This window comes from Candidatus Cardinium hertigii (assembly GCF_050864915.1).
Classification (GTDB): Bacteria; Bacteroidota; Bacteroidia; order Cytophagales; family Amoebophilaceae; genus Cardinium; species Cardinium hertigii_D.
The window spans coordinates 79,492-105,661 of sequence record NZ_JBOZWY010000003.1 but is presented as its reverse complement, the minus strand read 5'-3'; the positions used below and the strand labels follow the sequence as shown (position 1 = coordinate 105,661).

At 38.1% G+C, this 26,170-nt stretch carries 17 protein-coding genes, 3 tRNA genes, 2 rRNA genes and 1 pseudogene; 6 read left to right on the top strand and 17 right to left on the bottom strand.

Features of this window, described 5'->3' with window-relative positions; genetic code table 11:
* Window positions 1–11: 11 nt before the first annotated feature.
* Both ACRRVD_RS02905 and ACRRVD_RS02900 read right to left on the bottom strand, forming a co-directional pair.
* Window positions 12–85, bottom strand: a tRNA-Ala gene (locus ACRRVD_RS02905).
* 56 nt (window positions 86–141) lie between these two features.
* A complete protein-coding gene (locus tag ACRRVD_RS02900; protein WP_432461648.1) occupies window positions 142–1,632 on the bottom strand; it encodes a glycine--tRNA ligase in 1,491 nt (496 codons plus the stop codon).
* A 238-nt stretch (window positions 1,633–1,870) separates the two neighbouring features.
* Between ACRRVD_RS02900 and ACRRVD_RS02895 the strand changes: the two genes are divergently transcribed.
* The 3 genes from ACRRVD_RS02895 to ACRRVD_RS02885 all read left to right on the top strand — a co-directional run bounded on the left by ACRRVD_RS02895 (window position 1,871) and on the right by ACRRVD_RS02885 (window position 5,102).
* The gene (locus ACRRVD_RS02895; RefSeq protein WP_432461647.1) at window positions 1,871–2,647 is read left to right on the top strand and encodes a UDP-2,3-diacylglucosamine diphosphatase; all 777 of its coding nucleotides are present in this window, start codon (window positions 1,871–1,873) and stop codon (window positions 2,645–2,647) included.
* An 89-nt stretch (window positions 2,648–2,736) separates the two neighbouring features.
* Window positions 2,737–3,768, top strand: a complete 1,032-nt coding sequence (locus ACRRVD_RS02890; protein WP_432461646.1) for a rod shape-determining protein — start codon at window positions 2,737–2,739, stop codon at window positions 3,766–3,768.
* A 131-nt stretch (window positions 3,769–3,899) separates the two neighbouring features.
* On the top strand, window positions 3,900–5,102 hold the full coding sequence (locus ACRRVD_RS02885; protein WP_432461645.1) for a TolC family protein: 1,203 nt from the start codon (window positions 3,900–3,902) through the stop codon (window positions 5,100–5,102).
* 2 nt (window positions 5,103–5,104) lie between these two features.
* Here the strand turns inward: ACRRVD_RS02885 and ACRRVD_RS02880 are convergent, their stop codons facing one another.
* From ACRRVD_RS02880 to ACRRVD_RS02870, 3 genes are read right to left on the bottom strand one after another with little or no spacing between them, the layout of a single operon-like run.
* The gene (locus tag ACRRVD_RS02880; RefSeq protein ID WP_432461644.1) at window positions 5,105–7,213 is read right to left on the bottom strand and encodes a type I secretion system permease/ATPase; all 2,109 of its coding nucleotides are present in this window, start codon (window positions 7,211–7,213) and stop codon (window positions 5,105–5,107) included.
* Entirely contained in the window at window positions 7,210–8,640 is a 1,431-nt protein-coding gene (locus ACRRVD_RS02875; RefSeq protein WP_432461643.1) for an HlyD family type I secretion periplasmic adaptor subunit, read from the bottom strand. The genes ACRRVD_RS02880 and ACRRVD_RS02875 overlap by 4 nt, the downstream gene beginning before the upstream one ends.
* Window positions 8,604–10,691: a peptidase domain-containing ABC transporter gene (locus ACRRVD_RS02870; RefSeq protein ID WP_432461642.1), complete on the bottom strand. Its 2,088-nt coding sequence runs from the start codon at window positions 10,689–10,691 to the stop codon at window positions 8,604–8,606. Before ACRRVD_RS02870 ends, ACRRVD_RS02875 begins: the two co-directional genes overlap by 37 nt.
* 692 nt (window positions 10,692–11,383) lie before the next feature.
* Here ACRRVD_RS02870 and ACRRVD_RS02865 point away from each other — a divergent pair.
* Window positions 11,384–12,805, top strand: a complete 1,422-nt coding sequence (locus tag ACRRVD_RS02865) for an ankyrin repeat domain-containing protein (protein ID WP_432461641.1) — start codon at window positions 11,384–11,386, stop codon at window positions 12,803–12,805.
* Window positions 12,806–13,065: 260 nt separating this feature from the next.
* Here the strand turns inward: ACRRVD_RS02865 and ACRRVD_RS02860 are convergent, their stop codons facing one another.
* Entirely contained in the window at window positions 13,066–15,498 is a 2,433-nt protein-coding gene (locus ACRRVD_RS02860) for an FtsK/SpoIIIE family DNA translocase (RefSeq protein WP_432461640.1), read from the bottom strand.
* Between the two features lie 56 nt (window positions 15,499–15,554).
* Entirely contained in the window at window positions 15,555–15,902 is a 348-nt protein-coding gene (locus ACRRVD_RS02855) for an iron-sulfur cluster assembly protein (RefSeq protein WP_432461639.1), read from the bottom strand.
* A gap of 707 nt (window positions 15,903–16,609) precedes the next feature.
* Between ACRRVD_RS02855 and ACRRVD_RS02850 the strand changes: the two genes are divergently transcribed.
* Both ACRRVD_RS02850 and rrf read left to right on the top strand, forming a co-directional pair.
* Window positions 16,610–19,502, top strand: a 23S ribosomal RNA gene (locus ACRRVD_RS02850).
* A gap of 90 nt (window positions 19,503–19,592) precedes the next feature.
* Window positions 19,593–19,704: ribosomal RNA gene (gene rrf / locus ACRRVD_RS02845) — 5S ribosomal RNA — on the top strand.
* Window positions 19,705–19,785: 81 nt separating this feature from the next.
* Here the strand turns inward: rrf and ACRRVD_RS02840 are convergent.
* The 10 genes and pseudogenes from ACRRVD_RS02840 to ACRRVD_RS02795 form a co-directional block, all read right to left on the bottom strand.
* Complete coding sequence (locus ACRRVD_RS02840; protein WP_432461638.1) at window positions 19,786–20,235, bottom strand: YcgN family cysteine cluster protein; 450 nt, start codon at window positions 20,233–20,235, stop codon at window positions 19,786–19,788.
* Window positions 20,236–20,403: 168 nt separating this feature from the next.
* Window positions 20,404–21,612, bottom strand: a complete 1,209-nt coding sequence (fabV, locus tag ACRRVD_RS02835) for an enoyl-ACP reductase FabV (RefSeq protein WP_432461637.1) — start codon at window positions 21,610–21,612, stop codon at window positions 20,404–20,406.
* A gap of 2 nt (window positions 21,613–21,614) precedes the next feature.
* Window positions 21,615–22,094 (bottom strand): bactofilin family protein, encoded by a 480-nt coding sequence (locus tag ACRRVD_RS02830; RefSeq protein ID WP_432461636.1) that lies wholly within the window; start codon window positions 22,092–22,094, stop codon window positions 21,615–21,617.
* A 4-nt stretch (window positions 22,095–22,098) separates the two neighbouring features.
* On the bottom strand, window positions 22,099–22,722 hold the full coding sequence (locus ACRRVD_RS02825) for a M23 family metallopeptidase (RefSeq protein WP_432461635.1): 624 nt from the start codon (window positions 22,720–22,722) through the stop codon (window positions 22,099–22,101).
* A gap of 231 nt (window positions 22,723–22,953) precedes the next feature.
* Window positions 22,954–23,028: transfer RNA gene (locus tag ACRRVD_RS02820), tRNA-Val, on the bottom strand.
* A gap of 71 nt (window positions 23,029–23,099) precedes the next feature.
* A tRNA-Leu gene (locus tag ACRRVD_RS02815) sits at window positions 23,100–23,181 on the bottom strand.
* Between the two features lie 126 nt (window positions 23,182–23,307).
* Complete coding sequence (locus ACRRVD_RS02810) at window positions 23,308–23,976, bottom strand: L-threonylcarbamoyladenylate synthase (RefSeq protein WP_432461634.1); 669 nt, start codon at window positions 23,974–23,976, stop codon at window positions 23,308–23,310.
* Window positions 23,977–24,091: 115 nt separating this feature from the next.
* Window positions 24,092–24,457, bottom strand: coding sequence for a YraN family protein (locus ACRRVD_RS02805; RefSeq protein WP_432461633.1), 366 nt, complete (start codon window positions 24,455–24,457; stop codon window positions 24,092–24,094).
* 46 nt (window positions 24,458–24,503) lie between these two features.
* A pseudogene (locus ACRRVD_RS02800) lies at window positions 24,504–24,638 on the bottom strand (IS5-like element ISCca3 family transposase); the annotation flags it as partial.
* Window positions 24,639–24,924: 286 nt separating this feature from the next.
* Window positions 24,925–26,151 (bottom strand): hypothetical protein, encoded by a 1,227-nt coding sequence (locus ACRRVD_RS02795; protein ID WP_432461632.1) that lies wholly within the window; start codon window positions 26,149–26,151, stop codon window positions 24,925–24,927.
* Between the last annotated feature and the right edge of the window lie 19 nt (window positions 26,152–26,170).

Here is a 26,170-nt window from a genome sequence, read left to right as displayed (position 1 = left end):
GCTTTATCTAGTGGAGAATGGGGGATTCGAACCCCCGACCTTCTCGATGCCATCGAGACGCTCTAGCCAACTGAGCTAATTCCCCTAGGAATAGGCACCTTGCAACTATACCACTATTTCTTCAATAAACCAAGTGTAAACCTAGTTTTTTAGCTGTAATAGCAGTGATTTTATACCCGTTTTGGTATGTAAGTAATGGGCTATTTCAGCCATCTGGATGCGGTATTGTGCCATAGAATCACGTTCACGTATGGTAACGGTTTCGTCTTCTAATGTCTGGTAATCAATGGTAATACAATAAGGTGTGCCGATAAGATCTTGTCGGGTATAGCGCTTGCCAATAGATTGGGCAGCTTCATATATAACGGGGAAATCATATTTCAGTTCATCAAACAATGCCATCGCTTTTTCAGCCAATCCATCCTTTTTTACCAGTGGAAAAATAGCTGCTTTAATAGGTGCCAATGGAGGTGGAAATTTTAAATAGATTCTGCTGGTCTCTTCTGCTCCATCTGCTAGGTAGTTGTCTTTTTCTAAAGCATTACTCAATACCATTAAAACCAATCGGTCAAGACCTACAGAAGTTTCTATAACGTAGGGTGTGTAACGCTGTTTGGTATCTGGATCGAAGTATTGTAATTTCTTTTTAGAATGGTATGCATGGCTCTTTAGGTCAAAGTCTGTTCTAGAGTGAATGCCCTCCACCTCTTTAAAGCCAAATGGAAAAGCATATTCAATGTCCACTGCAGCGGCTGCATAATGGGCCAGTTGCTTATGCGGATGTATATGGATCTTTTGTGGGTCAATATCCAGGCTGTCATACCAATGCTTACGCGTTTCTTGCCAATAGTCAAACCATTTTTTTTCTGTTCCAGGTTGGATAAAAAACTGCATTTCCATTTGCTCAAACTCACGCATACGGAAAGTAAATTGACGGGCTATAATTTCATTTCGAAAGGCTTTACCCATTTGGGCAATGCCGAATGGAATTTTCATCCGTGCTGTTTTTTGAACATTCAAAAAGTTTACAAAAATACCTTGCGCCGTTTCTGGCCGTAAATAGATGGTTGTAGCGTCATTTTTTGCACCCATTTGGGTAGCAAACATAAGATTAAATTGACGTACAGGGGTCCAATGGGTGGTCCTAGATAAGGGGCATACAATCGTAAAGGCTTGCAGCAGTTGATCTAACCCAGATAGGTCACCCGTTTGTAAACAGCCTTCCATCTGATCGATGAGGACTTTTGCTTGAGCCGACTTTCCTTGGGCGACCAATTGTGCAGCATGTTCCTCTATCAGTAGATCCACACGGTAGCGCTTTTGGGAGTCTTTATTGTCTACCATTGGATCTGTAAAACCATCTATATGACCAGAGGCTTTCCAAGTAGTAGGATCCATCATAATGGCTGCATCAATCCCTACAATATTTTGATGCCATTGGGTCATACTTTGCCACCAAAAGTTTTGTAGATTTCGTTTTAATGCCACGCCATAAGGACCATAATCATAAATGGACTGTAAGCCATCATAAATTTCACTAGACGGGTAAATAAATCCATAAGCTTGTGCATGCGCAATCAATTCTTTAAAGGTATGATTGCAATGCTTTAAAGCAGTATCTATAGTAGACATCTATCTCTTTGTTTAAAATATAAAGCTGTATAAGTTTCCTAGGCTTATACAACGAAAATCGAGATGGCTTGGGTAGTTGCAAATCTAATGATTTTTTAGTTAAATTAAAGGGATTTCTTATGTTGCTACCTAGAAAAAGATAAGGGTTCCTTGGGTCGCCATACCATCTGACCACTTAATTTAAAGTAACGTTTGGACATTTCTGCCCTTAAGGATACAACTTTATTAGCTTATAGCTTTGATACAAATACCTAAAATAGAGAAAAAAATTTTTTTTATATCTGATTTACATTTACCACTTCGCCCCAGTGGTACAAATCTTCCTCCTAAACTAGAGCATAAAATAATAGCTTGGCTAGACGCTATTAAGCCACAAGCACAAGCATTATTTTTACTGGGCGATATTTTTGATTTTTGGTTTGAATATAAATATCTTGTGCCCAAAGGGGGTATTCGATTTCAAGCAACACTTTGGGAATTTTATAGAGCAGGCATACCAGTCTATTTTTTTTTAGGGAACCATGATGGTTGGTCTATAGATTACCTCACACAAGAATGTGGTGTACAATTGTTTAGAAAACCAGCATCCATTACCTTGTCTAATAAGCGATTTTTAGTTGGCCATGGTGATACGATTAACCCTACTACCCGTTATAAGTTATTCCGTAAGTTATACCATAGCGGTTGGCTCCAATTTTTTATTCGGATGCTACCACCTGATTGGGTATACAGCAGCATAGATTGGTATTTTACAAAAAAAAAAGGTAGATTACTATATTGCAAGGATACGCATGATCCGCCTTCGTTTTTGGAAAAAAAGGATTTTATATTTCAGTATTGCAAGGATCAGATAGAACCTTTTAATCACCACGAATTTTATATATTTGGCCATACACATTGTCCATATATAAAGGCATTAAACGATTCAAGCAGCTATTGTAATCTGGGAGATTGGGTTTCGCATGATACCTATGCTTGCTTTGATGGCGTAGCGCTTTCATTGCATAAATTTTAACCCTATAACCCTTAGGTTATAAGCGTTGAATAGATGCTGCTAAAAATTTTTAATGGATACAAACGCATCAATCTATTGGGTATAAGTATATGGGAATTTTGAAATATTTTTATATAGATATCGCTGTCGATCTAGGAACAGCCAATACTTTAATTATACACAACGATAAAATCGTTGTAGATGAACCCTCTATTATAGCAATAGATAGGAACAGCAATAAGATGATAGCAGTGGGGAAGGCCGCTATGCAAATGCATGAAAAGACACATGATACGATAAAGACCATTAAACCGCTTAGAGATGGCGTAATTGCAGATTACCATGCAGCAGAGCTTATGATTCAAGGTATGATCAAAATGTTGTCTAAAAGAAAATTAGCTTTGTTTACCCCATTCTTTAATAGAATTATCATTTGTATTCCATCTGGTACCACTGATGTGGAAAAACGAGCGGTTCGAGACTCTGCTGCCCATACAGGTGCCAAAGAGGTGTATATGGTTTATGAGCCTATTGCCGCGGCAATAGGCATAGGCGTAAACATTGGAGAGCCTGTTGGCTGTATGATTGTGGACATTGGTGGTGGCACAACAGAAATAGCCGTTATATCTTTATCTGGGATTGCCTGTGATCAATCCATTAAAGTGGCAGGCAATGCTTTTAATAAGGATATACTCGACTACATGCGCAAGCAGCATAACCTAGTCATTGGAGAGCGTACAGCAGAACAAATTAAAATAGCGGTTGGAGCAGTTTGGATGGATTTATTGGAACCACCAGCTGATTACCCAGTACATGGCAAAGACCTTATGACCGGTATTCCCAAGATTATATCGGTAAGCTATAGAGAAATAGCGGTTGCCTTAGAGGAGTCTGCTGTAAAAATTGACGATGCGGTCCTAAAGGCATTGGAAATGGCGCCACCTGAATTGGCTTCTGATATATACAAGAATGGCATCCATTTAACAGGCGGTGGAGCCTTATTACGCGGTTTAGATAAACGATTGCATAATATAACGAAACTGCCTGTCCATGTTGCAGAGGAGCCTTTACAAGCCGTAGTGCGTGGTACCGGCATTGCTTTAAAAAATATAGAAAGCTATCGTAGTATACTGATGCATTAATAGCGTCTGAGATCTGTGCATAACCCCATTACTTTAGCATGTGGTTTATCAAAAAAACATTTGCATCTTTTTGCATAATATATAGCATAACATTTTTACCCCATAGCATGGCCGATGTTACGGTTCAACCTATGGCTTTCGAGGAAGTGCTATCAGTTGCTTTAAAAGAGAATTTTGATATTTTAATTGCTGAAACCACTAAGAAAGGCGCTTTATTATCGAATAAGATTTCGAATCTACATATATGGCTTCCTAAAGCAACCTTTATAGTTGCGCAACATAATCAATGGGGAGGAGGTACTAAAAGATTTGATTTTCGATCAGATCCATTTTTCAGATTGACATGGGAATCTAGATCGGTCTTTGATAAAATATTCGAAACTAAAATAAACAATCAACATAATCTGGTCAACCATTTAATGGCGACAAAAACCATATCCGATACGCTAGAAAAAGTGGTTACCTGTTATTATGAACTCGCATTGGCGCAAAAAAAATGTGAGCTATCTAATACCTTTACTAAGGTTGCTGCTTCTAGGTTAGAAATAGAAGCAAAAAAATTTAGACTGGGTTTGGTCTCTAAAATAAATTATTTAAATGCTGACTTGGGACTAAAAGAGGCCAATTTAGCCTTATTGGAGGAGCAAGAAATCCTTAAAGAAAAGCGCCGGAACCTAAATTTAACGCTAGGTAGGCCATTAAGTCAAGCAATTCTAGTACAGTCTACTATTCCTGTTGAACCCATGTGGGATATGGATAAAGTTACGCCGGAAAAAGTAGTGGACCTAGAAGCGGCTATACAAGCGAAAAAAGTAGCCATAGCTGCTACTGAGCTTACTAAAGCGAAGTCTTACCTGCTTTCTTGTTTGAGCCTATCAAGCGATTTATACGCTAATGGTTATATCTATAACTTACAAGATAAGAAGTGGCATATCCGTCCCTCTAAGGGTTTAGTGAATATTGGGGTTAGTATTGACCTAGCTGCTTTTCTACTGATGCCTGCAGCAATTAAAAAAGCAAGAATAGGCCTAAACAACGAAACATTCAAATTAAGTAAAGAAAAACTTTCTGCAGAGGACCGTCTGGCAAATAAAAAGTGGCTGTATCGTCATGCATTAGGGTTACATACAATAGCGGCAGCGCGATTGAAAGTAAGCAAACAAAAATTAGCTTTTGTTGAAAAGGCTTATCAGCTTAACCAGGTTAAACTACTTGAATTGCAAGAAGCAGAAGAAGATGTCCAAAAATCAGAAATCAATTTAATCACCTATGCTTTTAAGGTAAGACAAGCCGAATTTGCACTGTATCGTTTAGTTGGTAAGTTTGACAAGTAGCCTTAGGTTGTACCATTGGTTTGTATATTCCAAAGTTTGGCATAGAGCCCTTTTTGTTCTAAAAGTATTTCGTGTGTACCTTGTTCCACCATCCTACCTTCATCCAATACCAAAATAGTATCTGCATGCTTAATCGTGTTTAAGCGATGGGCAATGCTGATAACGGTTCGATTGCGACAGATTTCATCCATATGGGCCATAATAGCCGCTTCAGATGCATAGTCAAGGGCAGCTGTCGCTTCATCTAGGATCAGAATGGTTGGATTGCGCAACAAAGCCCTAGCCAATGCAATGCGCTGACGTTGCCCACCAGATAAACCACTACCTCTTTCTCCGATATAAGTTTGGTACCTTTGTGGCAACGCATTAATAAAACCATCTGCACCAGCTAGTTTTGCCGCTTCTATGATTTGCACTTGCGTGGCTTGAGGGGCACATAACGTCAGGTTATCCAATATGGACCCTGCAAACAACATGTTTTCTTGCAATACAACACCCATACTGCGGCGGAGTGCACGGGTGTCTACAATGGCAGTATCCATACCATCTACTAAAATTTTTCCACTCTGTGGCCTATATAAGCGTTGTAACAATTTGGTTAATGTACTTTTACCGGATCCAGATGGTCCTGTAATACCTATAAATGATCCTGGTTTTATGCTAAAAGAGAGCTCCCTTAAAACTTCAGGTGTCCCATCCTGATAACGAAAATTTACATATTGAAATGCTATTTTCCCCTGTAATGTGGGTATAGTTGTTACGCCTTCGCTTCCTGTTTCCGATTCAGTTTCGAGTATATCTGCAATACGGCGTAGGGTGATCATCGTATGCTGAAATTCTTGCCAAATTTGTGCCAGACGCAAAATTGGTTGGGTAACATGACTGGCCAGCATATTAAAAGCGATCAATCCGCCAACGGTCAGTTCACCTTTGAGTACCACCTTAACACCTATCCATATTAAACAGACAGAAGTAAGTTTTTGTATGAGGCTAATGCCTTGACCAGCAGTGATGGATAATTTTTTGGCTACAAATCCCGCACGTAGCTGACAAGCCAATACTTGCTGCCAACGTTTGAGAAAATCTGGTTCCGTGGCAGTAGTCTTTAGCACCTCTATACCTGTTATCGTTTCTGTTAAATAAGCTGTGGCTAATACGCTAGCATCATATGATTGGGTAAGACGATAACGGAGGATAGGGCCAATCATCAACCAAAATGCAGCATATAATAATAAAGATATTACTACCAACCAAGCCAACCTTGTAGCATAGCCAAACATTACCACTATGAACATTAAGATAAATACCATATCCAGTACTAATATTAAAGCCGATCCTGTTAAAAACTGGCGAATATGATCCATCTCTCGTACCCGTGCTACAATTTTTCCAGTTTGTCGCTTTAAAAAATAGTGTAAGGGTAAGCTTAATAAATGGCTATAAAGTTTAGCAGATAGTTCCGCATGAATCTTGCTCGATAAATGGGTAAATATTTTGCTCCTTAAATAGCTATAGCAAGGTTCCGCTATGGTAAGGGCCAACATAGCCACAGCGAGCACGTGTAAACTAGCCAATCCTCTACTGACCAATACGCGATCCATAATATTCTGAAACAGCAAAGGGGTTACCAACGCGATTAGTTGCAGTGCCAAAGACAAAACCAATACATCACGGAATTGATTTATATGACGCAATATCGCAGGTACAAACCAACCCATACCAAATGGCACATCAGATGGTTCTAATCCTTTTTCTGCCAGTAAAACGATCGGTGTATCAGCGCTTATCTTAGGTAAAGGTTCTTGATGAAGCTGATGGGTAGCTACATCATAACGCAAACAGGATCCATCTGGTTCAATTTTTTCAATCACACTCCATTGCTGATCCAGACAAATTAATATGGGTAAAGGTAAAGTTTGTATATGCTTATGCATTTTTGTATACCATTTGGCCCGTAATCCACCTTGTCTAGCTGCTTTACATAGATCTATAGCAGTTAATAACTGGCCATCTTGGCCTAAACTATGGTAGAGCGTTTCTTCTGTTACCAATACTTGAAAAGTTTGAACAGCCCTGACCAAGGCTTGTATGCCATATGTTCCTTTTATCATGGTTCTCGACAGGCTTGTGAGGTATATTTTCTAATCGGGCTAAGCAAATAATCTATTATACGCCGTTTGCCAATTTTAATTTCAGCTGTAATCTTCATGCCTGGTGTGAGTATAACTGGTTTGCCATTGACCATTATATGCTCTTTTTCCAGTTCAATTTGAGCTGGAAAAACCAATTCATTTTGACCATGATGGCCATTTTTTTGTACAGAATCACGTGATAAACTTATTATTCTTCCGTTGATGGTGCCATAACGGCTGTAAGGGAAAGATTCAATCTTAACGGCGACTAACTGACCTGGTTCTACAAATCCTATGTGTTGATTGGCAATATCAATGCTGGCCTGTTTGGGCGCATCATCTGGTGCGATAACCATTAAGGTTTGCGCGGCTTGTACAATACCACCAATGGTATGCACCGCAACTTGTTGCACTATACCACCCAATGGCGCTTGTAAAGTTTGTAAGCGACCGCGATCTTGCGCTTTGGCTAATTCTTGTGCTGCAATTAATAAAGCAGAGGCAGCCTCATTGAAACGATCATGCCATTCTCTTTTTTTTTGTGCAATATAACTGGTTTTGCTTTTTCGCAGTGTATCTGCTTTTATTTGTAAAGTTTTTAGTTCTTTTTGCTTGGTAGATAAAGATAATTTTGTTTCCAATGCTTCCTTTTCTTTAGCCAACAGTTCCATTTTCCCCATCATTTTGGATTGCGTTAGTTTACGACTTGATGCCAAACGTTTTTCTATATTGCGCAGTAGTTTTTGCAAGCAGTTGATACTGGTTTGATGGGTTATTTGTTCCGATCGATTGGTGGCTAATTCTGCATCAAACTTTTGCAACATAGTTTGATGTTCTTTCCAAATACCCAACACATGGGCTCTGGTTCGGTCGGCTATAGCTTTTTCTATACCCTTGGGTAGGAAGAGATACTCTAAAGGTTTACCACTCAGTAATGCTTGATAGCGTGCCCGTGCCAAGGTGTGAAAAGATTTTTGTGCTTGACAACGAAGAATTTCTTGTGCAGATCCTATCATATGTAGTACCAATAGCTTATCACCAGCTTGAACCTGCTGCCCCTCTTTTACTAAGATTTTAACCACTTTACTCAATTCATAAGGCTGAATATGTTGTGAACGGCTGGGTAAGACAAGCTGACCATAGGCCGTAGCATGGATATCTAATGCACCCCAATAGGCCCATATGCATCCCAATGATATCAATATACTGATCAGCATCGCGGTCACCCTGGCATGGGGTGAAGGTGGACGTTCCATAGATTGGATATAAGCAGGTAAAAATTCATATGGGTCATAGTTGTCCTGCTGTACAGCCGGATCAGTAATACAACGCTGTTGTATTTTTTGCTTAGATAGAGACCTAAAAGCCTTTAACATTCTATTTGTAAATCTTGTTGTAGTTTCCATAAGCGTGCATATTGACCAGATGATGCCAACAAGTCTGTATGTGTACCTTGTTCAATGATTTTTCCTTCCTGAAGTACAATGATGCGATCACAATGCTGTACCGTAGACAACCGATGGGCAATCGTAATGACCGTCCGTTGATGGGAAATTCTATCCATATTGGCTTGAATAGCTGCTTGAGATGCGTCATCTAAGGCACTGGTTGCTTCATCAAAAATTAATATTTTAGGATCAGTTAATAAAGCCCGCGCAATAGCAATCCGCTGTCTTTGCCCCCCTGATAGAGAGCTGCCACCTTCTGCTAATAGAGTATCGTAACCCATAGGTAAGCGCAAAATAAATTCATGGGCGCCTGCTAATGTAGCTGCATGGATCACAGATTCTAAAGAAGTCTTAGGAGCAGATAAAGCAATATTATCCCGTACCGTTCTATTGAACAAAAAATTTTCTTGGAGCACCACGGCTACTTGTTGACGCAAATCGCGTATATCCATGGTATGGAGGTTATGCCCATCAAATAATATTTCCCCTTGTTCTGGTACGTAGAGTCGTAATAGCAATCGGGCAAGGGTACTTTTACCAGAACCTGATGCACCTACCATACCAATATGCTTACCAGCCTGAATCTTTAATGAAATACCTTGTAAGGCGAGCGGTCCACCTGGTTGGTAACGAAAGGTTACTTGGTCTAAGGTAATGGCCCCTTTTAATTTTTGTGGTACGCCAGTTTTTTCTTGTTCAACAGGTAAATTAAGTATATCCCCGAGTTTATCTACCGCTACTTGCGCCTGCACAAACTGCCCCCATAACTCAACAATTTTAGCCAATGGTCCAGCAAAGTTTTGGTAGAGCATATTAAATGCAATCAATTGACCAGTGGTCAACTCAAGACGAATAACCGATCTAGCCCCATACCATAAAATAAATAGGCTGGTTAGTTTACCAATAGCTTGAACCATATGATGGAACAGCGTAGATAAGACTTGTGTACGGTAGCTAGCCTGGACTAAATCCCTAGTTTGGCTTTCCCAACGCTGACCCAAACGCGGTTCTATAGCTAGACTTTTGACGGTTTCAATACCCGCTATACTTTCTGTTAAAGTCGATGTATTCGCTGCATGGTATTGGAATTGGGTTGCCAATCTAGCTTGTAATGGTTTGGTCATACGCCAAGCAATTATTATATAAAAAGGAATAGAAGCAAGCGCTATAGTGGTTAATTTAGGAGATAACATCCACATGACTATTAAAAATACACTCATAAAGCTGATGTCAATCAGCAAAGTAAAGAGCGAGCCACTTAAAAAAGATCGAATACTATCCAGCTGGGATACACGCGCTACCAATGCACCAACTGGACGATTTTTAAAGTAGACCAAGGGCAACCCTAGTAAATGTTTAACCAATTTTACCCCAAGCAACATATCTATTCGATGCATGGTATGGGCATATTGATATTCCCGCAATCCTCTGAGTAAAACTTCAATAATACTTGTAATCAGTAACGTAAATATTAGTACAATTAAAGTATCATAGGTCTTATAGGCTAAAACTTTATCGATAACGATTTGGAAAAATAAAGGAAGGATTAAAGCGAGCAATTGTAAAACAAAAGAGAAGTAGCATACTTCAGCTAGTATGCGACGGTGCTGCCAAAATGCGGGTATAAACCAAGACCAGTTAAATTTTAAGGAAGGACCAGATAAGCTAATAACCTTTCCGATCCAATGGTTGATCAGTTGTTCTATAGACCACAATTCGCTATGTGATTTGTTTGGGTCTTGTATGAGACACTGTATGCCGTCCATTTTGGCTAATATCCGGTATACACCATCCTTGGCAAGAAAAGCTATGGGTAGATCCTTTGCTGAAAGATTGGCATATTTTAGCTTTTTGTGCTTTAGTTTTACGCCATAGCTTTGGCTGAGTTTTTTTAAGCCTGTATCAATAGACTGATCGGATGGCTCTATTGCATCCTGGCATACCTTTATACCTGCTAATTCTAGCAACAGTAGGCTACAAGCCAATGCGCTTTGGATATCAGTTATCATGATCTACTTTAGTTGAAACAAGTATAGGTTGCATCTGAATTTATATGGCCCCTGCTGCATTAAGTTTAACGCATGTAAAGCTTTACCCCGAATTTGATTCCTGATTTAGAGCATTTTTAAGATAAATGCAAGCCGCCTTTATAAAAGGTATGTTTTTTATTACAGCGATGCAAGAAAAAACAAATGTGGTAGGACCTTGTAAAAGCCCTCTTTAAGACACCCCTCGCTATATAAAACCAACTATAGACGTTAGATAATTACACTAAGCTACAGAACATTTTCCTATACTATTATGGTGCAAGATACGCCTCGCCTATTGGAATGTTTTCTTTGTTTACTACAGTTGGGAGAGGCTTTTTTCTGGACATTTTATAGGGGACCTATAATGGATCGGCTTCCGGAAAAGATATTATTGTTAAGGACTGTACAAGGGAGGGTAGAAAGAAGAAAACTATATAGATAAAGCTATATGTATTTTTAAAAACTAAACTAAAGTAGTTGGCATATTTTTTACTACAGATCAGACTGATAGTAAAAAAATTTACTAGTTTTTATCTATCTTTGTTTTCGACTCTTTACTGTTTTTTTTGCATAAAATTAATTCAAATGTATATTACCATATAGATAGTATCGAGCTAGAGGCATTTTTTATAAATATCTAATTTTAAATCCATTTCTAATTCAAATCCATTATGCACAACAATTATACACATTATTTTTTATTTCCCAAATTCATTGCCACATTAAATATCTTTTTCTTTTTAGTATTTACTACTGGTTGCAATAAGCTGTCTGCTATACATGGTATAAAGAAGGCCCAAAACAATAACCCGAAAAGTTTAAAGCATCTTTCTAGATCAGCATTACATAAAGAAGTAGACAATGAAAAAGATAATATATCATTGCTTAGATGTGCCGTTAAAGAAAAGTTCCCTATTGCATTTGTAAATCATCTATCAGATATCAATATAATCCATCATAAAGATGTATACGGCTGTACTATCCTTCATCATATAGCTGAAATTGGAAATTTGGAGTTTATAAAATTCTTATTAGAAAACGGAGCCAATATCAATGAAAAAAATAATGAAGGAAATGCGCCTATTCATTTTGCCGTAAAAAATAAAAATGTCAATTTAGAAGCCGTAGCATTCTTATTAGAAAACGGAGCCAATATCAATGAAAAAAATAATGAAGGAAATGCGCCTATTCATTTTGCCGTAAAAAATAAAAATGTCAATTTAGAAGCCGTAGCATTCTTATTAAAAAACGGAGCCAATATCAATGAAAAAAATAATGAAGGAAATGCGCCTATTCATTTTGCCGTAAAAAATAAAAATGTCAATTTAGAAGCCGTAGCATTCTTATTAAGAAACGGAGCCAATATCAATGAAAAAAATAATGAAGGATGGAGTCCGCTTCATATTGCTTCACAAGAGCATAATGTAGAATTGATTAAATTATTGCTGAATGACCAGAATATTAATGTAAATGCAAAAAATACCAATGGCTGGACGCCACTTCATATTGCAGCATCCTTAAATCATATAGAAGTAGTTAAGGTATTACTGAACGATAAGCACAAAAGGATACACATCAATGAAAAGAAAGAAGGTGGCTATACCCCGCTTCATATTGCAGTAGAAACAGGTAATGTAGAATTGGTCAGTCCGTTACTGGAAGTTGAAGGTATTAATTTGAATATAAAAGATCAATATGGCTGGACCCCACTTCATATTGCAACATGCTTAAATCATATAGAAGTAGTTGATGTATTACTGAACGATAAGCACAAAAGGATACGCATCAATAAAAAGAAAAAAGGTGGCGATACCGCGCTTCATATTGCAGTAGAAACAGGTAATGTAGAATTGGTCAGAGCGTTGCTGGAAGTTCCAGGTATTAATTTGAATATAAAAGATAAATATGGCTGGACGCCACTTCATATTGCAGCATCTCGTAATAGAGTAGATATAGTAAAGGCATTACTGGCATTTGATGCTGACGTCAACGAAAAAAATAAAAATGGTAAAACAGCTCTTGATTTAGCTAAGGAAAATAACCATTTGGAATGCATGACGCTGCTAGAAAAAATTGTGCAAAACAAGACTTGATTAACATTTAAAATAGGTACAGGGTTCTATTCTATTTGGTAGTGGACTAATTTTTAAGACAAATTTTTAGGAATTTTATTTTCTTTCATATTAATTTGATAAAAACATACCATCGAGAAACAAAACTAGTTTTGTTTGTCTAGTTTTTTCAGTCCGCTATAGTATAAAACTTGAATATTTATGTCCTTAAAGGGGTAAAGGACATAAGTTATGCAAGAACAAAAACACGCGACAGAACCCAGTAGATAGTCATTTAGAATTTAGTCTTTGCGTGGTAACCTAGTTAATATTTCATTTAAACTGGCTTCATCTGTTACCAAAACTTCTCGAGCTTTACTGCCTTCAAAAGGACCTACAATTCCTGCAGCTTCCAATTGGTCTATCAGTCTTCCAGATCGGTTGTAGCCCAGCTTCAATTTCCGTTGAATCAAAGAAGTACTTCCTTGTTGATGTAGGACAATCAGTCTTGCTGCCTCTTCAAATAGTGGATCTGTTGATTGTAAATCTACTGGCACACCATCCTCCTTGTCCTCTTCATCATAAGTAGGCAACAGGTAGGCAGATGGGTAGCCTTGTTGTCCACCAATATAGCTGCAAATACGTTCCACTTCTCCGGTATCTAAAAAGGGAGTTTGTAATCGAATAATATCAGAGTTCATAGAGAGCAACATATCACCATTCCCTACTAATTGCTCTGCACCACTTGCATCTAAAATGGTTCTAGAGTCAATTCGTGAACTTACTTTGTAGGAAATCCTAACAGGAAAGTTGGCCTTGATAATTCCAGTAATAACATTTACAGAGGGTCTTTGTGTGGCCAACACAAGATGTATGCCAATCGCACGTGCCAATTGCGCTAGTCGGGCAATAGGTACTTCTATTTCCTTACCTGCTGTCATCATCATATCTGCGAATTCATCTATAACCAGTACAATGTAAGGTAAAAACCGATGCCCTTCTTGAGGACTCAGTATCCTTTTTATGAATTTTTCATTATACTCTTTGATGTTGCGCGTCCCTGCTTCCTTTAGCAGTTCATACCGATGGTCCATTTCAATGCATAAAGAATTAAGGGTATGGATTACTTTTTTGGTTTCTGTAATAATAGGCTCTTCGCTGATCGGTAATTTCGCTAAAAAATGACGTTCCAATCTATTGTACAAAGAAAGTTCTACCTTTTTAGGGTCTACTAGTACCAGTTTTAATTGAGAGGGATGCTTTTTATAAATCAAGGAGGTCAGTAGCACATTGAGCCCCACAGATTTTCCTTGCCCAGTAGCACCGGCAATCAGTAGATGTGGCATACGGCTTAAATCTGCAATAAACAATTCATTTGAGATGGACTTGCCCAATACAATTGGTAAATCCATCTTCCCTTTTAAAAATTTCTCAGAGCCAACCATCTCCTGGAGCGGTACTACTTCTCTATTTTTATTGGGTACTTCAATACCAATCGTTCCTTTTCCTGGTATGGGTGCAATGATCCGAATACCTAATGCAGCCAGGTTAAGTGCAATATCGTCTTCGAGATTTTTTATCTTGGAAATCTTGACTCCTGCTTCGGGTACTATTTCATAAAGGGTAACAGTAGGACCAATAGTGGCTTTTATTTTGGCAATATTGATCTTAAAGTTCTGTAGGGTTTGTACAATATTATTTTTATTGATAGCCAATTCTTCTTGTGTAACAGATAGTTGTTCTTGTCTATACCGTTCTAGTAGATCTAAAGGAGGATATTTATAGTTGGATAGATCTAAAGTTGGATCGTAGTTTTCGCTCCGGATGTGGCTTAAGGGTACAGTTGAAGCAATAGCAGATGGAGGCGCTTGAGACAAATTTGATGGTTCAGGGGCAACTATTTCAAAAGCTACATTTTTTTTGTGCGGAGCAACAGTTTCTGTACCAGTTTGATCGCTTATATCCTCTAAATCTGTAGTAGCATGTGCAGTGGTTGTATTACTCGTTTTTTTTTTACTAGATGTGACCTCACTTTCTGTATCAGCTGTTTTCCCAACTATTCTATTACTTTCTTCATCAATCAAACATGTAGTATTATGTTTTGATTTTTTGCTTGAGAATAAATTAATATTTGGTAAAGAGGTTATATTAAAACATATTACAGCGAAAATGACCAAAGTAACCACAAGAAAAATAAAAGTACCATAGCCTAATAAACTTTTAAAAAAGCTGCCAAGTGTATAGCCAATCCCTCCAAGCTGATTGGCCAGTAGGGTAGCAGTTGGGCAGAGTGTATATAGATAGCCCAATAAAATATTAAACCATAATACCAGAAAAATGGAGGCCATTATTAGTTTTAATAAAGAAAGATTTCGACAAATTTTTTGTGTGACCATTTTCATACCGATTAAAAATAGGCAAGGCAAAAAAATAAAAGCAGTGATACCCCACCATATATGGACACAATAATAGCTTAGAAAAGCGCCTGTAAAACCCAACCAGTTGCCAGTGGCTAGATTAGACGGTTTTAGGCCTAATCTTCCAATAGATTCAATAAGATGCTGATCTTTAGCGCCATGAATAAGATGAGCCAAAAAGGAAAATGCTAAAAAAATAGTTATCCCCTGCAGCAAAAGCCCAATAGTTATTTTAATACGCTGATCTAGTATAAATGACTTTGAGGAAGTGCTTTTTTTAGGCGTATCTGTTTGGATTTTATAATTATTTGGGGCCATTTAATAAACGGAAGAAATATAAAAATATAATATAGAAGAGATCATTTAGGGAAAACTTAAGCAAATCCCAATTCTAATTTCGCTGCTTCAGACATTCGATCCATTGTATAAGCTGGCTCAAAGGTAAGATGCACGGTTACTTCATGTACTCCCTCTATGGCTTTGATTTTTTCTTCTACTTGACTAGGTATAATATCTGCCGCTGGACAATTAGGAGAGGTAAGTGTCATTAAGATTTCAATATTATTTAGTGGTAAAATCGTAATCTCATAGATAAGCCCTAGTTCATAGATATCTACAGGTATTTCTGGATCGTAAACTTGTTTAATGGCTTCTATGACTTGTTCTTTTTGAACCATAGTAATTGATTTAAGTAATGGATTAATTCCAATATAACCAATCATCTCTAAAACAGATACGATCGGTCCATATAAAGCAGGTTCGTTAATAAAATATCCAGTTTAGATTATGAAAAGAATTACCCAAGCCAAATTCCGCATATACAGACAGAAGCATCGATTAATCAATGGCTAAAAGCCTTCTGCTTCTGAAAATTTAAACTATACGCATGAATGTTGTAAGATTTAAATTTTGCTGTACCAACCACGTGAGTGGCAACAGCTATTGGGTATGCAAATATAAAAATATAAAAATAAGAGTCTATTGCAATACCATTCTATTTGTTGTATTTATCTGTTATTAATATCAGAAAACAGTTTTACTATATCTCTGTATGTATCTCCCCTATAGATGCAATAGCACTACCTTTTAAGTTTGAGGATTAATCGCTACCAAATAAGAAATCTAAAAAATCTATAAAAATCTCCTGTAATTTTATGGCCGGAACAATTTTTACTATTGTAATACCTTAATGCTCCTAAAAACATCTTTTATTTGAAAAAAATATTTGCGGATTTAAATAAAAGTTATACCTTTGTATTACGATTCGACGCAAGTAAGATGTAAAAGTGTTAAAAGCATTAAAAGTGCAGAAATACAAAATAAAAATGCGTCTTTTTTATAAAAATGTTCTTTGACTTATTGTAAAAGCAAAATAGGGTAGACTAAGTTTCTGAAAAGAAATTTAGCGTATCTCCATTTCAAGAGCGAGTAAGAAATAAATAAGGGCGTATGGAGGATGCCTTGGCTCTTAGAGGCGATGAAAGACGTGATAAACTGCGATAAGTTGCGGGGATTGGTTGTACGATTTGATCCGCAAATTTCTGAATGGGGCAACCCACCCTATAATTTAGATAGGGTATCTTTTATTATTAAAAGAAGCAAACCTGGAGAACTGAAACATCTAAGTATCCAGAGGAAAAGAAAACAAATAGTGATTCCATAAGTAGTGGTGAGCGAACGTGGATTAGCCCAAACCATAGCAGTTTCTGCTGTTATGGGGTTGTAGGACTAGCAATGCAATTCAATATCAAGAACTTAAATTACTTGGAAAAGTAAGCCATAGAAGGTGAAAGCCCTGTCAAGGTAATGGATATTGTTTTGGTTAGTATCCTGAGTAGGTCAGTCCCGGTGAAAGGCTGACTGAATCTGCCGGCACCATCCGGTAAGGCTAAATACTCCTAAGAGACCGATAGTGAACAAGTACCGTGAGGGAAAGGTGAAAAGTACCCTGAATAAGGGAGTGAAATAGTTCCTGAAACCATACGCTTACAAGCAGTCGGAGTTTTTTTTAAATGACGGCGTGCCTTTTGTATAATGAGCCTATGAGTTAATCTTTTCTGGCAAGGTAAATTCTTTTGAAAGAAAAAGCCGAAGCGAAAGCGAGTCTGAATAGGGCGTTGAGTCAGAGGAGTTAGACGCGAAAGCCAGTGATCTACCCATGGCCAGGTTGAAGCGTTGGTAAAACAACGTGGAGGACCGAACCAGTGGATATTGTAACGTCCTTGGATGAGCTGTGGGTAGGAGTGAAAGGCTAATCAAACTGGCAGATAGCTCGTACTCTCCGAAATGTTTTTAGGAACAGCCTTAAGTTTATACTGATAGGGGTAGAGCTACCGATAGGACTAGGGGGGTAACCTACCGTGTCCAGACGAACTCCGAATACTATCAGTTTTGCTTAGGAGTGAGGGCTAGGGCGTTAAGGTCCTAGTCCGAGAGGGAAAGAACCCAGACCATCAGCTAAGGTCCCCAAATATATACTAAGTTGAACTAAGAAGGTTTAGTTGCTTAGACAGTCAGGATGTTGGCTTGGAAGCAGCCATTCATTTGAAGAGTGCGTAACAGCTCACTGATCGAGCGACAAAGCGTCGATGATAAACGGGCATTAAGTATATTACCGAAGCTATGGCCTTGCTGCTTTGGGCAGTAAGGGGTAGGAGAGCATTCTAATAAAGCTGAAGCTAAGTAGTAATGCTTAGTGGATTAATTAGAAAAGAAAATGTAGGCATGAGTAACCAAAATAATGGTGAGAAACCATTACACCGTAAGACTAAGGTTTCCATGGCCATGGTTGTCATCCATGGGTTAGTCGGTCCCTAAGCTGAAGCCAAAAGGCGTAAGTAATGGAAAATCGGTTAATATTCCGATACTAGCTAGCAATAGAGAAGGGGGGACGAAAAAGTGAAAGGTCTGCCTTCTGACGAATTTAGAAGGTTAAAGCCCGTAGATATAGGTGTGGCAGGCAAATCCACCATACTTGTCGAAGGTAATAGTACTGCAATCCTTCGGGGGCGTAGATAATGACCCTAATCATGTTTCCAAGAAAAGCCTCTAATTGTTAAGTGCTAGCTAACCGTACCGCAAACCAACACAGGTAGTTGAGGAGAATATCCTAAGGTGTTCGAGTGATTCGTGGCCAAGGAACTCGGCAAAATATCCCTGTAACTTCGGGAGAAAGGGTGCCTCATTGTTTCCTTTTTTAGGGGACAATAGGCCGCAGTGAAAAGGCCCAGGCGACTGTTTACCAAAAACACAGGACTTTGCAAAATCGAAAGATGAAGTATAAGGTCTGATACCTGCCCGGTGCTGGAAGGTTAATAGGAGGAGTCAAGTTGCAAAATTGAAGCTCTAAATAGAAGCCCCAGTAAACGGCGGCCGTAACCTTGACGGTCCTAAGGTAGCGAAATTCCTTGTCGGGTAAGTTCCGACCTGCACGAATGGTGTAACGATCTGGGCACTGTCTCAGCCACGAGCTCGGTGAAATTGGAGTGGCGGTGAAGATACCGTCTACCCGCAATGGGACGAAAAGACCCCATGAACCTTTACTATAGCTTAACATTGATAATATGTAAATAATGTGTAGAATAGGTGGGAGGATACGCAAGTATCCGCCGTTGAAATACCACCCTTTATTTATGTGTTATCTAATTCTTCTGAAAAAGAAAACAGTGTTTGGTGGGTAGTTTGACTGGGACGGTCGCCTCCTAAAAAGTAACGGAGGCTTTCAAAGGTACCCTCAGTACGGATGGTAATCGTACGTAGAGTGCAATAGCATAAGGGTGCTTGACTGTGAGACAAACAAGTCGAGCAGGGTCGAAAGACGGATATAGTGATCCGGTGGTTCCGAATGGAAGGGCCATCGCTAAAAGGATAAAAGGTACTCTGGGGATAACAGGCTGATCTCCCCCAAGAGCTCTTATCGACGGGGAGGTTTGGCACCTCGATGTCGGCTCGTCACAACCTGGAGCTGAAGCAGGTTCCAAGGGTTGGGCTGTTCGCCCATTAAAGTGGCACGCGAGCTGGGTTCAGAACGTCGTGAGACAGTTCGGTTTCTATCTATTGCGGGCGTTAGAAGTTTGAGAGGGGCTGACCTTAGTACGAGAGGACCGGGTTGGGTAAACCTCTGGTGTATCAGTTGTGACGTCAGTTGCACTGCTGAGTAGCTACGTTTATAAAAGATAAGTGCTGAAAGCATCTAAGCACGAAACTCGCCTCAAGATGAGACTTCAATAAGGGTGGTTAAAGATGATGACCTTGATAGGTTGCAGGTGTAAAGTCAGAAATGACAAAGCTAAGCAATACTAATTACCCGAATGTTTCTTGTTTTTCTTCTTGATTTTGCTTTTACAGTAGTCAATTACCTTTTTCAGGGTATTAAAAGTAATAAGTATAATGCTTTCTTAAAAATTAAAAATAAAGGTGACGAAAGCGCTGGTGTGCACCTCTTCCCATTCCGAACAGAGCAGTTAAGCCCAGCAGCGCCGATGGTACTTCGGTAATACGCGGGAGAGTAGGTAGTTGCCATCTTTTATTTTTCTTGTGCGCTACAGTGGTTATTCGCTGCAGCGCACTTTTTTTATATATAGGACTGCCAAATTTTTCGGGGCACTATACTTCTTCTAATAAATAGGTTATAATTGGCTTATTGACCAATGCGGGATGTACCACAAAGCTTTTAACGGAATGTCCACTTTTGATTGTAGATTGCAGATCTTTGGTCATTAAAGGATGCCAATCAGGTAACCCTTTTTTTTCTTTAACAAGGCGATAGGCACAACTTTTCGGTAGCCAAGTAATGGTCTTTATATTTGTAGGATTTAATTTAATACAATCATCTACATAGCGAAATCGTTCTCGGTAGTTGGAACATTTACAAGTGCGCGTATTAAGTAGCCGACAACAAATCTTTGTAGTACGCACCTGTTGCGTTTCTGCTTCTTGTATTTTAAGCAAGCAACATTTACCACATCCATCACATAAGGACTCCCATTGCACTGGGGTCATTTGCTCTAATGGTGTACTAAGCCAAAATTGCTCTTTTTTATTGGTTGCATTCATTGCATTTAGTTAAAATTAATTTGAATATTAAACGTGAACGCTGGATCTGTCTAATTGAGTTGTAGCAGTTGTCGATGTAATAAGCAATTGATTTTCTTGGTCTTAAGGAGAAGAAAAAGTGGATAGCGTGCGTACATCCAACTGACCATTCTTTATAATGCTCAAAATTTATATAGGTAAATTTAAAGAAGGTATGGGAAGCGCTGCCATCTGAGGTAGGCTGTAATCAACCCCTTCTACTTCAAAACCAAATAGCTTATAAAATTCGTGACGGCATCCTACCCAGTCCGTAAGAGTAGTTAAATTTCCTTCGTCTATCTTTGACCAAAGTGCAGCAACTCCTTGTTGCACATCTTCCCGCATCTCCCAATCATCTATACGAATCAGCCCTTGCGCATCTACCAATACTTTTCGATCTGTTCTATACAAACGATCTGCATATAACCTGTACATTTGTTCTATACACCCCTCGTGTAGTTGTTTTTCTTTCATAATCTTGTAGAGCAATGAAATATAAAGCGGTACTACCGGTATAGCAGCACTCGCTTGTGTGACCACTGCTTTATTTACAGCAATGAGCGCCTGTCCATCTATAGAACGGAGCCGATGTTGTAGTATTTTGCTTGTTGCTACCAAATCTTTTTTTGCCATTCCAATCGTTCCTTTTGAATACATTCGATCGGTTAGCTTAGGGCCTATATAAGAATAAGCCATTGTTTGTACCCCTTTAGCCAATAACTTTTCCGCTAATAAAGCTTCTATCCACATCATCCAGTCTTCACCTCCCATTACTGCAACCGTATCTGCCACTTCTTTAGCGGTTGCAGCCTCAATGCAAACATCTGAGAGCTGCCCACTTATTATATCCATCGTTTGGTTGCGGTAAGGCTCCCCAATAGGTTTTAGACAGGATTTAAAAGATATACCCGTTTGGGGATGGGTACGGCGCGGAGATGCTAGGCTATAGATTACTAAATCTACTTCACCACCCCAATCCTTTTTGATTAAAGCAATGGTTTCTTGTTTTATGGCATCTGAAAAAGCATCACCATTAATACTTTTACCATAAATTCCTGCTTGGTCTGCAGCTTGCTCAAAAGCCGCAGTATGGTACCAACCAGCAGAGGCAGTACGCTTGTCATCAGCTGCTCGCTCAAGAAAAACAGCTATAGTTTTCGCTTTGGCAGAAAAAGCCGCTACTATTCTACTGGCCAACCCATAACCCGTAGAGGCACCTATAATCAATACTTTTTTAGGACCTGATGCAATGGAAGGCTGATTGGATACATATTCGATTTGTTGCTGTACATTTTGGATACAGCCGGCCGGATGGGCCGTAGTGCATATGTATCCTCGTATTTTTGGCTCTATGTGCATATTTATTTTATAGATGGATTACAAGGGTTAGGTGATTTTAACTTTTCTGGATGGTTTCCGATATATTCAACTGTTTTAGCTATAGAAGATAGACGCGCTTCAGTAGCAGTCGCCAAAGGGGAGACCTTATGCTCCTTGCCCATTTTACATTTTCCATCAAAACAAGCCCCTTCTTCAAAGACTAGTTTGCTGGTAATGATATCACCCCATACCATTGCAGTTGATTTGAGTACAAGTAATTCTATAACTTCTATGCTTCCTTTTACCTCCCCACCGATTTCAGCATTTTGTGCTACAATATTCCCTTCTATCTGAGCAGTATGACTCAAAACAACTTTTGCTTTTGCCTTGATACCACCCGTTACCTTACCCTCTATGCGCAAATTACCTGTAGTGTGTATATTTCCTTCTAAATGAGAACCTTGCCCTATAATGTTACTAATCGCTACAGGGTTTGTCTGTTTTATTTTATTATTGAACATTTTTTTAGGTATTAATATAGTCTTCTGGATTTAATGCAATACCTTCGCTCCAAAGCTCAAAATGTAGGTGGGGCCCCGTGGAGATTTCTCCAGAATTACCCATAAGCGCCACTACATCACCTGCTCTGACCAAGTTACCAACTTTTTTAAATAAAATGGCACAATGCTTACAGATTGAAACAACGTTATTGTAATGCTGAATGACAATAACCCATCCCGTATCCACGGACCAATCGGAAAAAATCACAATACCAGTTGATATGGCTTTAATAGGATCTTTTTCTTTTGCGACAATATCGACCCCATAATGGTTACCTGCCCTATGAAATGGCTTTGTAATCATGCCATTAATAGGAGGAAACAATAAAAGAGATCTATTCTGAGTAGTATTTTCTTGGTTGGTAGATATGACTACAGATGAGGCCACTGTAGCGTCTTCTTCTGTTGATTTTGGAATAGTAGTAAGCGATGACGAAGGGAGTGAAGATGTAGATTTTCCTTGAATGATCTTTTGGAGGGTCTCAATAAATTTAGTTTGAGCACTAATTTGTTGCTCTAAGGTCTCCACTGTAGTCGCTAAGGAAAGTATTTTTTTTTGATTTTCTGTTTCTATATAGATGGGGTTCATCCACCTAGCTAAAATAGTTTTAGCCAGCCATAGGCTCAGACCAAAACTTATACATAACCACGATAAAAATATTGTCATCAAGGTTACATAGCTGAAAGAAGGGGTTATATACTCTGCAAAATTTTCAACATTTCGAATAATCAGTTGATATCTATTTTCGAAATAATCTAGAAATCTTTTCTGGGTACGCAATGGTCAACTTATTTAAATACTTGGCACTTTTACCTATTGTGGGTGGCATTGGACTTGAACCAACGACCTTTCCGATGTCAACGGAATGCTCTAAACCATCTGAGCTAACCACCCCTAATGACGCTTGCACAACCAGATTGCAGCCCCTGAAGGGTTACGCTTTACCTGGTAAATTTAAATTTTTGTGCGCAAAGGGGGACTCGAACCCCCATGCCCGAAAGCACCACCCCCTCAAGATGGCGTGTATACCCATTTCACCACATGCGCAAAAAATAGCCGTTTTGTACATTACACCTGGCAACCAGGTAAACGAAGCTAATTTAGTATATAATAAGATATTTGCCAAATATTGACTGAATGCGTTGGGCTACTGAATAGCCATTCGTTAAATAGCTAAAGAATCGATAGAATCTTTTTTACCTCATTCCATGCACATCCATTTCTTATAATTTTCAAAGATGCTTCAATAGAGAGGTCTACAATGGTAGAACCTAATCTCATCGGATCTATGGTACCCAATCTACCTCCATCAAAAACTGCATCTAAATCGCACCAAAGTGACTTAAATTCTTGTACGTTTAGACAGCTCGGCGCTCTACTTTTATTGGCAATGGTTAATGCAATTGCTCCATTACACAGTTGGGCAACTTGCATGATAAATGGGTGATCTGGCATGCGAATGCCTACTAAATGGCTGTTAGCGATTCCATTTTGATTTATACATGCTCCTGCTTCAAAAAGCAGTGTAACCGGTCCAGGAAGTAAACTATTTAGCAAAGGTATAATTTTCAGGTCTACTTTACCATATTTAGTGATCTCTTGAACAGCTCCTACACAAAGCGCAATCGGTTTATCCTTTGTACGTTCTTTGATATAAAATAATTTTTTTAACGCTTGCTTATTTTGTGCCAAGCAAGCCAATCCGTAAACCGTATCGGTGGGTAGCGCAATGATGCCTCCTCTATGTAATAAAGCTGCAGCATATTGGGCAGCAGATCGCCATGCAACAGCCGATGACAGCGTTTGATCTGTTTGAGTCGTTAAAGATACAAATGAGGTCATCAAAATAATAATAAATTATAAAGTGTTTAGTCAGCCATCTGGAAATTATATTTTACAAACAAATAAAACCTAGCATAAAAATGTCTTTGGCTTCAACAATTGCTTTAATATAGCTTCAATAGAAGCCATCTTCTAAATGTACAATCTCGCTAACTTGTTCTTGACTACCTAGTACCGCTATAATATCGAAACGTATGGCTTGTTGGCTATTTTGGGTACGTAAGTAGTGTGTGGCAGCTAAGCGTAGGGCACGCATCTTTTTTCGGTTAACAAAATCTTCTGGATGGCCAAATAAGTTATTCTTACGTGCTTTTACCTCAACAAAAACAATCAATTCATCTTTTTTAACAATAAGATCTATTTCAAAGCGTTTGTAACGAAAATTTTGCGCCAGTAGCTTAAAGCCTTTTTTTACTAAGTAATCTGCAGCAACTATTTCTGCGTATTTACCAAAGGCTTGTGCCATGTTTTTTGTCCGCATAGGCTATAAATCAATGGTTGGTATCCTACCTTTTTTTATCTTATCACTGCTCAAGTAAAAGCATTTTGAATAAAAAAAAGAGACTATAGAGAGGCTTTCCTAATAAACCTAAGCCTTTAGGATAATAAATAGGAAGCTTTTTTTCTACTAATGACCAGTTAATCAGATTATTTATTTGAATATATACTTGGACTTACGGCTACTAGCTGAAATAGCTGATAAACGTAACTAGCCGCTTACTTTGATTGCCATACAAATACCATAAAAAAATTAATTAAAAACCCTAAGCAATACATATAAGTTAAACTTTTAATAAAATGTAAGTTGACTTTTATCCTAAAAGCTAAAAATCTATCGCAACGCTCTCATACACAAAGGAATATCGAATATCACATAACCAAGTAGAATTAGGTAAATGTATTGATTGAAGGATTCAATTTCATAAATGCTTCTATAAAAGCATAAAATTAGCCTGCTTGTACTTTACCACTTGAAGAACCATCCGTAAGTTTACGTTTTTTAGTCGTCTTGGTTATATCATTGAACTCTCCTCCATTATCCTTTTTTTTCCTTTTTGTTGCTTTAATTTTTAAATTATCGGGGAGCTCTATATTGACCTGATAATATTGCTCTGTAGCATGTATGGCGCTGATGAATTCAGCCTCTGTAGATACATCTTTAAAAATCTTTAGTACTTCTATGATTATACAATGCGGATTTTCTTTTTGAGAGTTACTTATCTTGCTTTCTGGATAGGACTTTATCATTTCAGAAAGGATTGTTGAAAGCAACCTCAATAGAAGATTTTCAGCCTTTAACTTAGTAAAATGCTTCTTAAAAATATTGATTGTTAATAGATCCAAAGCATTCTTTCCTTTGTCATTGTATTCTAACAGATTGTATTCATCACTAATATATTTACTAATCAGTGTTGCCATATCATGCATTTTGTATATAATTGCTTTATGAAAAATCGTGTTACCGTTATTTTTTATTGAAAGGTCAACCCCTCGGTTTATTAAAAATTCAGCTGCTTTAATTTGATCCTCTATAAAATCAGGTGTTCTAGTCAACAGTTTGGACATTTCTTTAGTAACTAAGAATAACATATTACTATACTGTAATAAATAATCATAGACGCCACTAGAGGATGTACTTCTTATATAAGAATCTTGTTCAAATGCCATGTGCATCGTGCTCTGTCTTACGTCATTTTCTATGTTTAAAATATTTTGTAAATCCGAATAAACCTGATCATCTGATGAATTTAAGTTATTTGTAATAAATTTATCTATTAAGTATTTTACAATTGTTTCGTTTTCAGCTTCGTCTATTGCTCGGTGCATAATTGTGTACCTCCCAGTACCGGATTGGTAAGAAAAAACTTCATTCAATTTGTTTGGAGGAGCAGAATATAAAAAGTTAAATATTATATTTAACATTTGTTCGTCCTTAATCGTGATTGCACGTACTAAAAGTTTTCTAGAACTTAAATGCTTTGTATCCTTTAGTTGTTCTTTATAGTAAGTTTTTCGTACATATATATATTCTAGTATTATGTCTAATGCTTGAGATCCTAGATCAGTATTATCTTTTATTGGTTTTATCCAGCTATTTAATATATATGACAACTTATTTTTTATATCTACATAGTAATTACTTCTATAGTACTCATCTGCTATCGTAGTAAGCATTGTTCTTAAGCACATCATC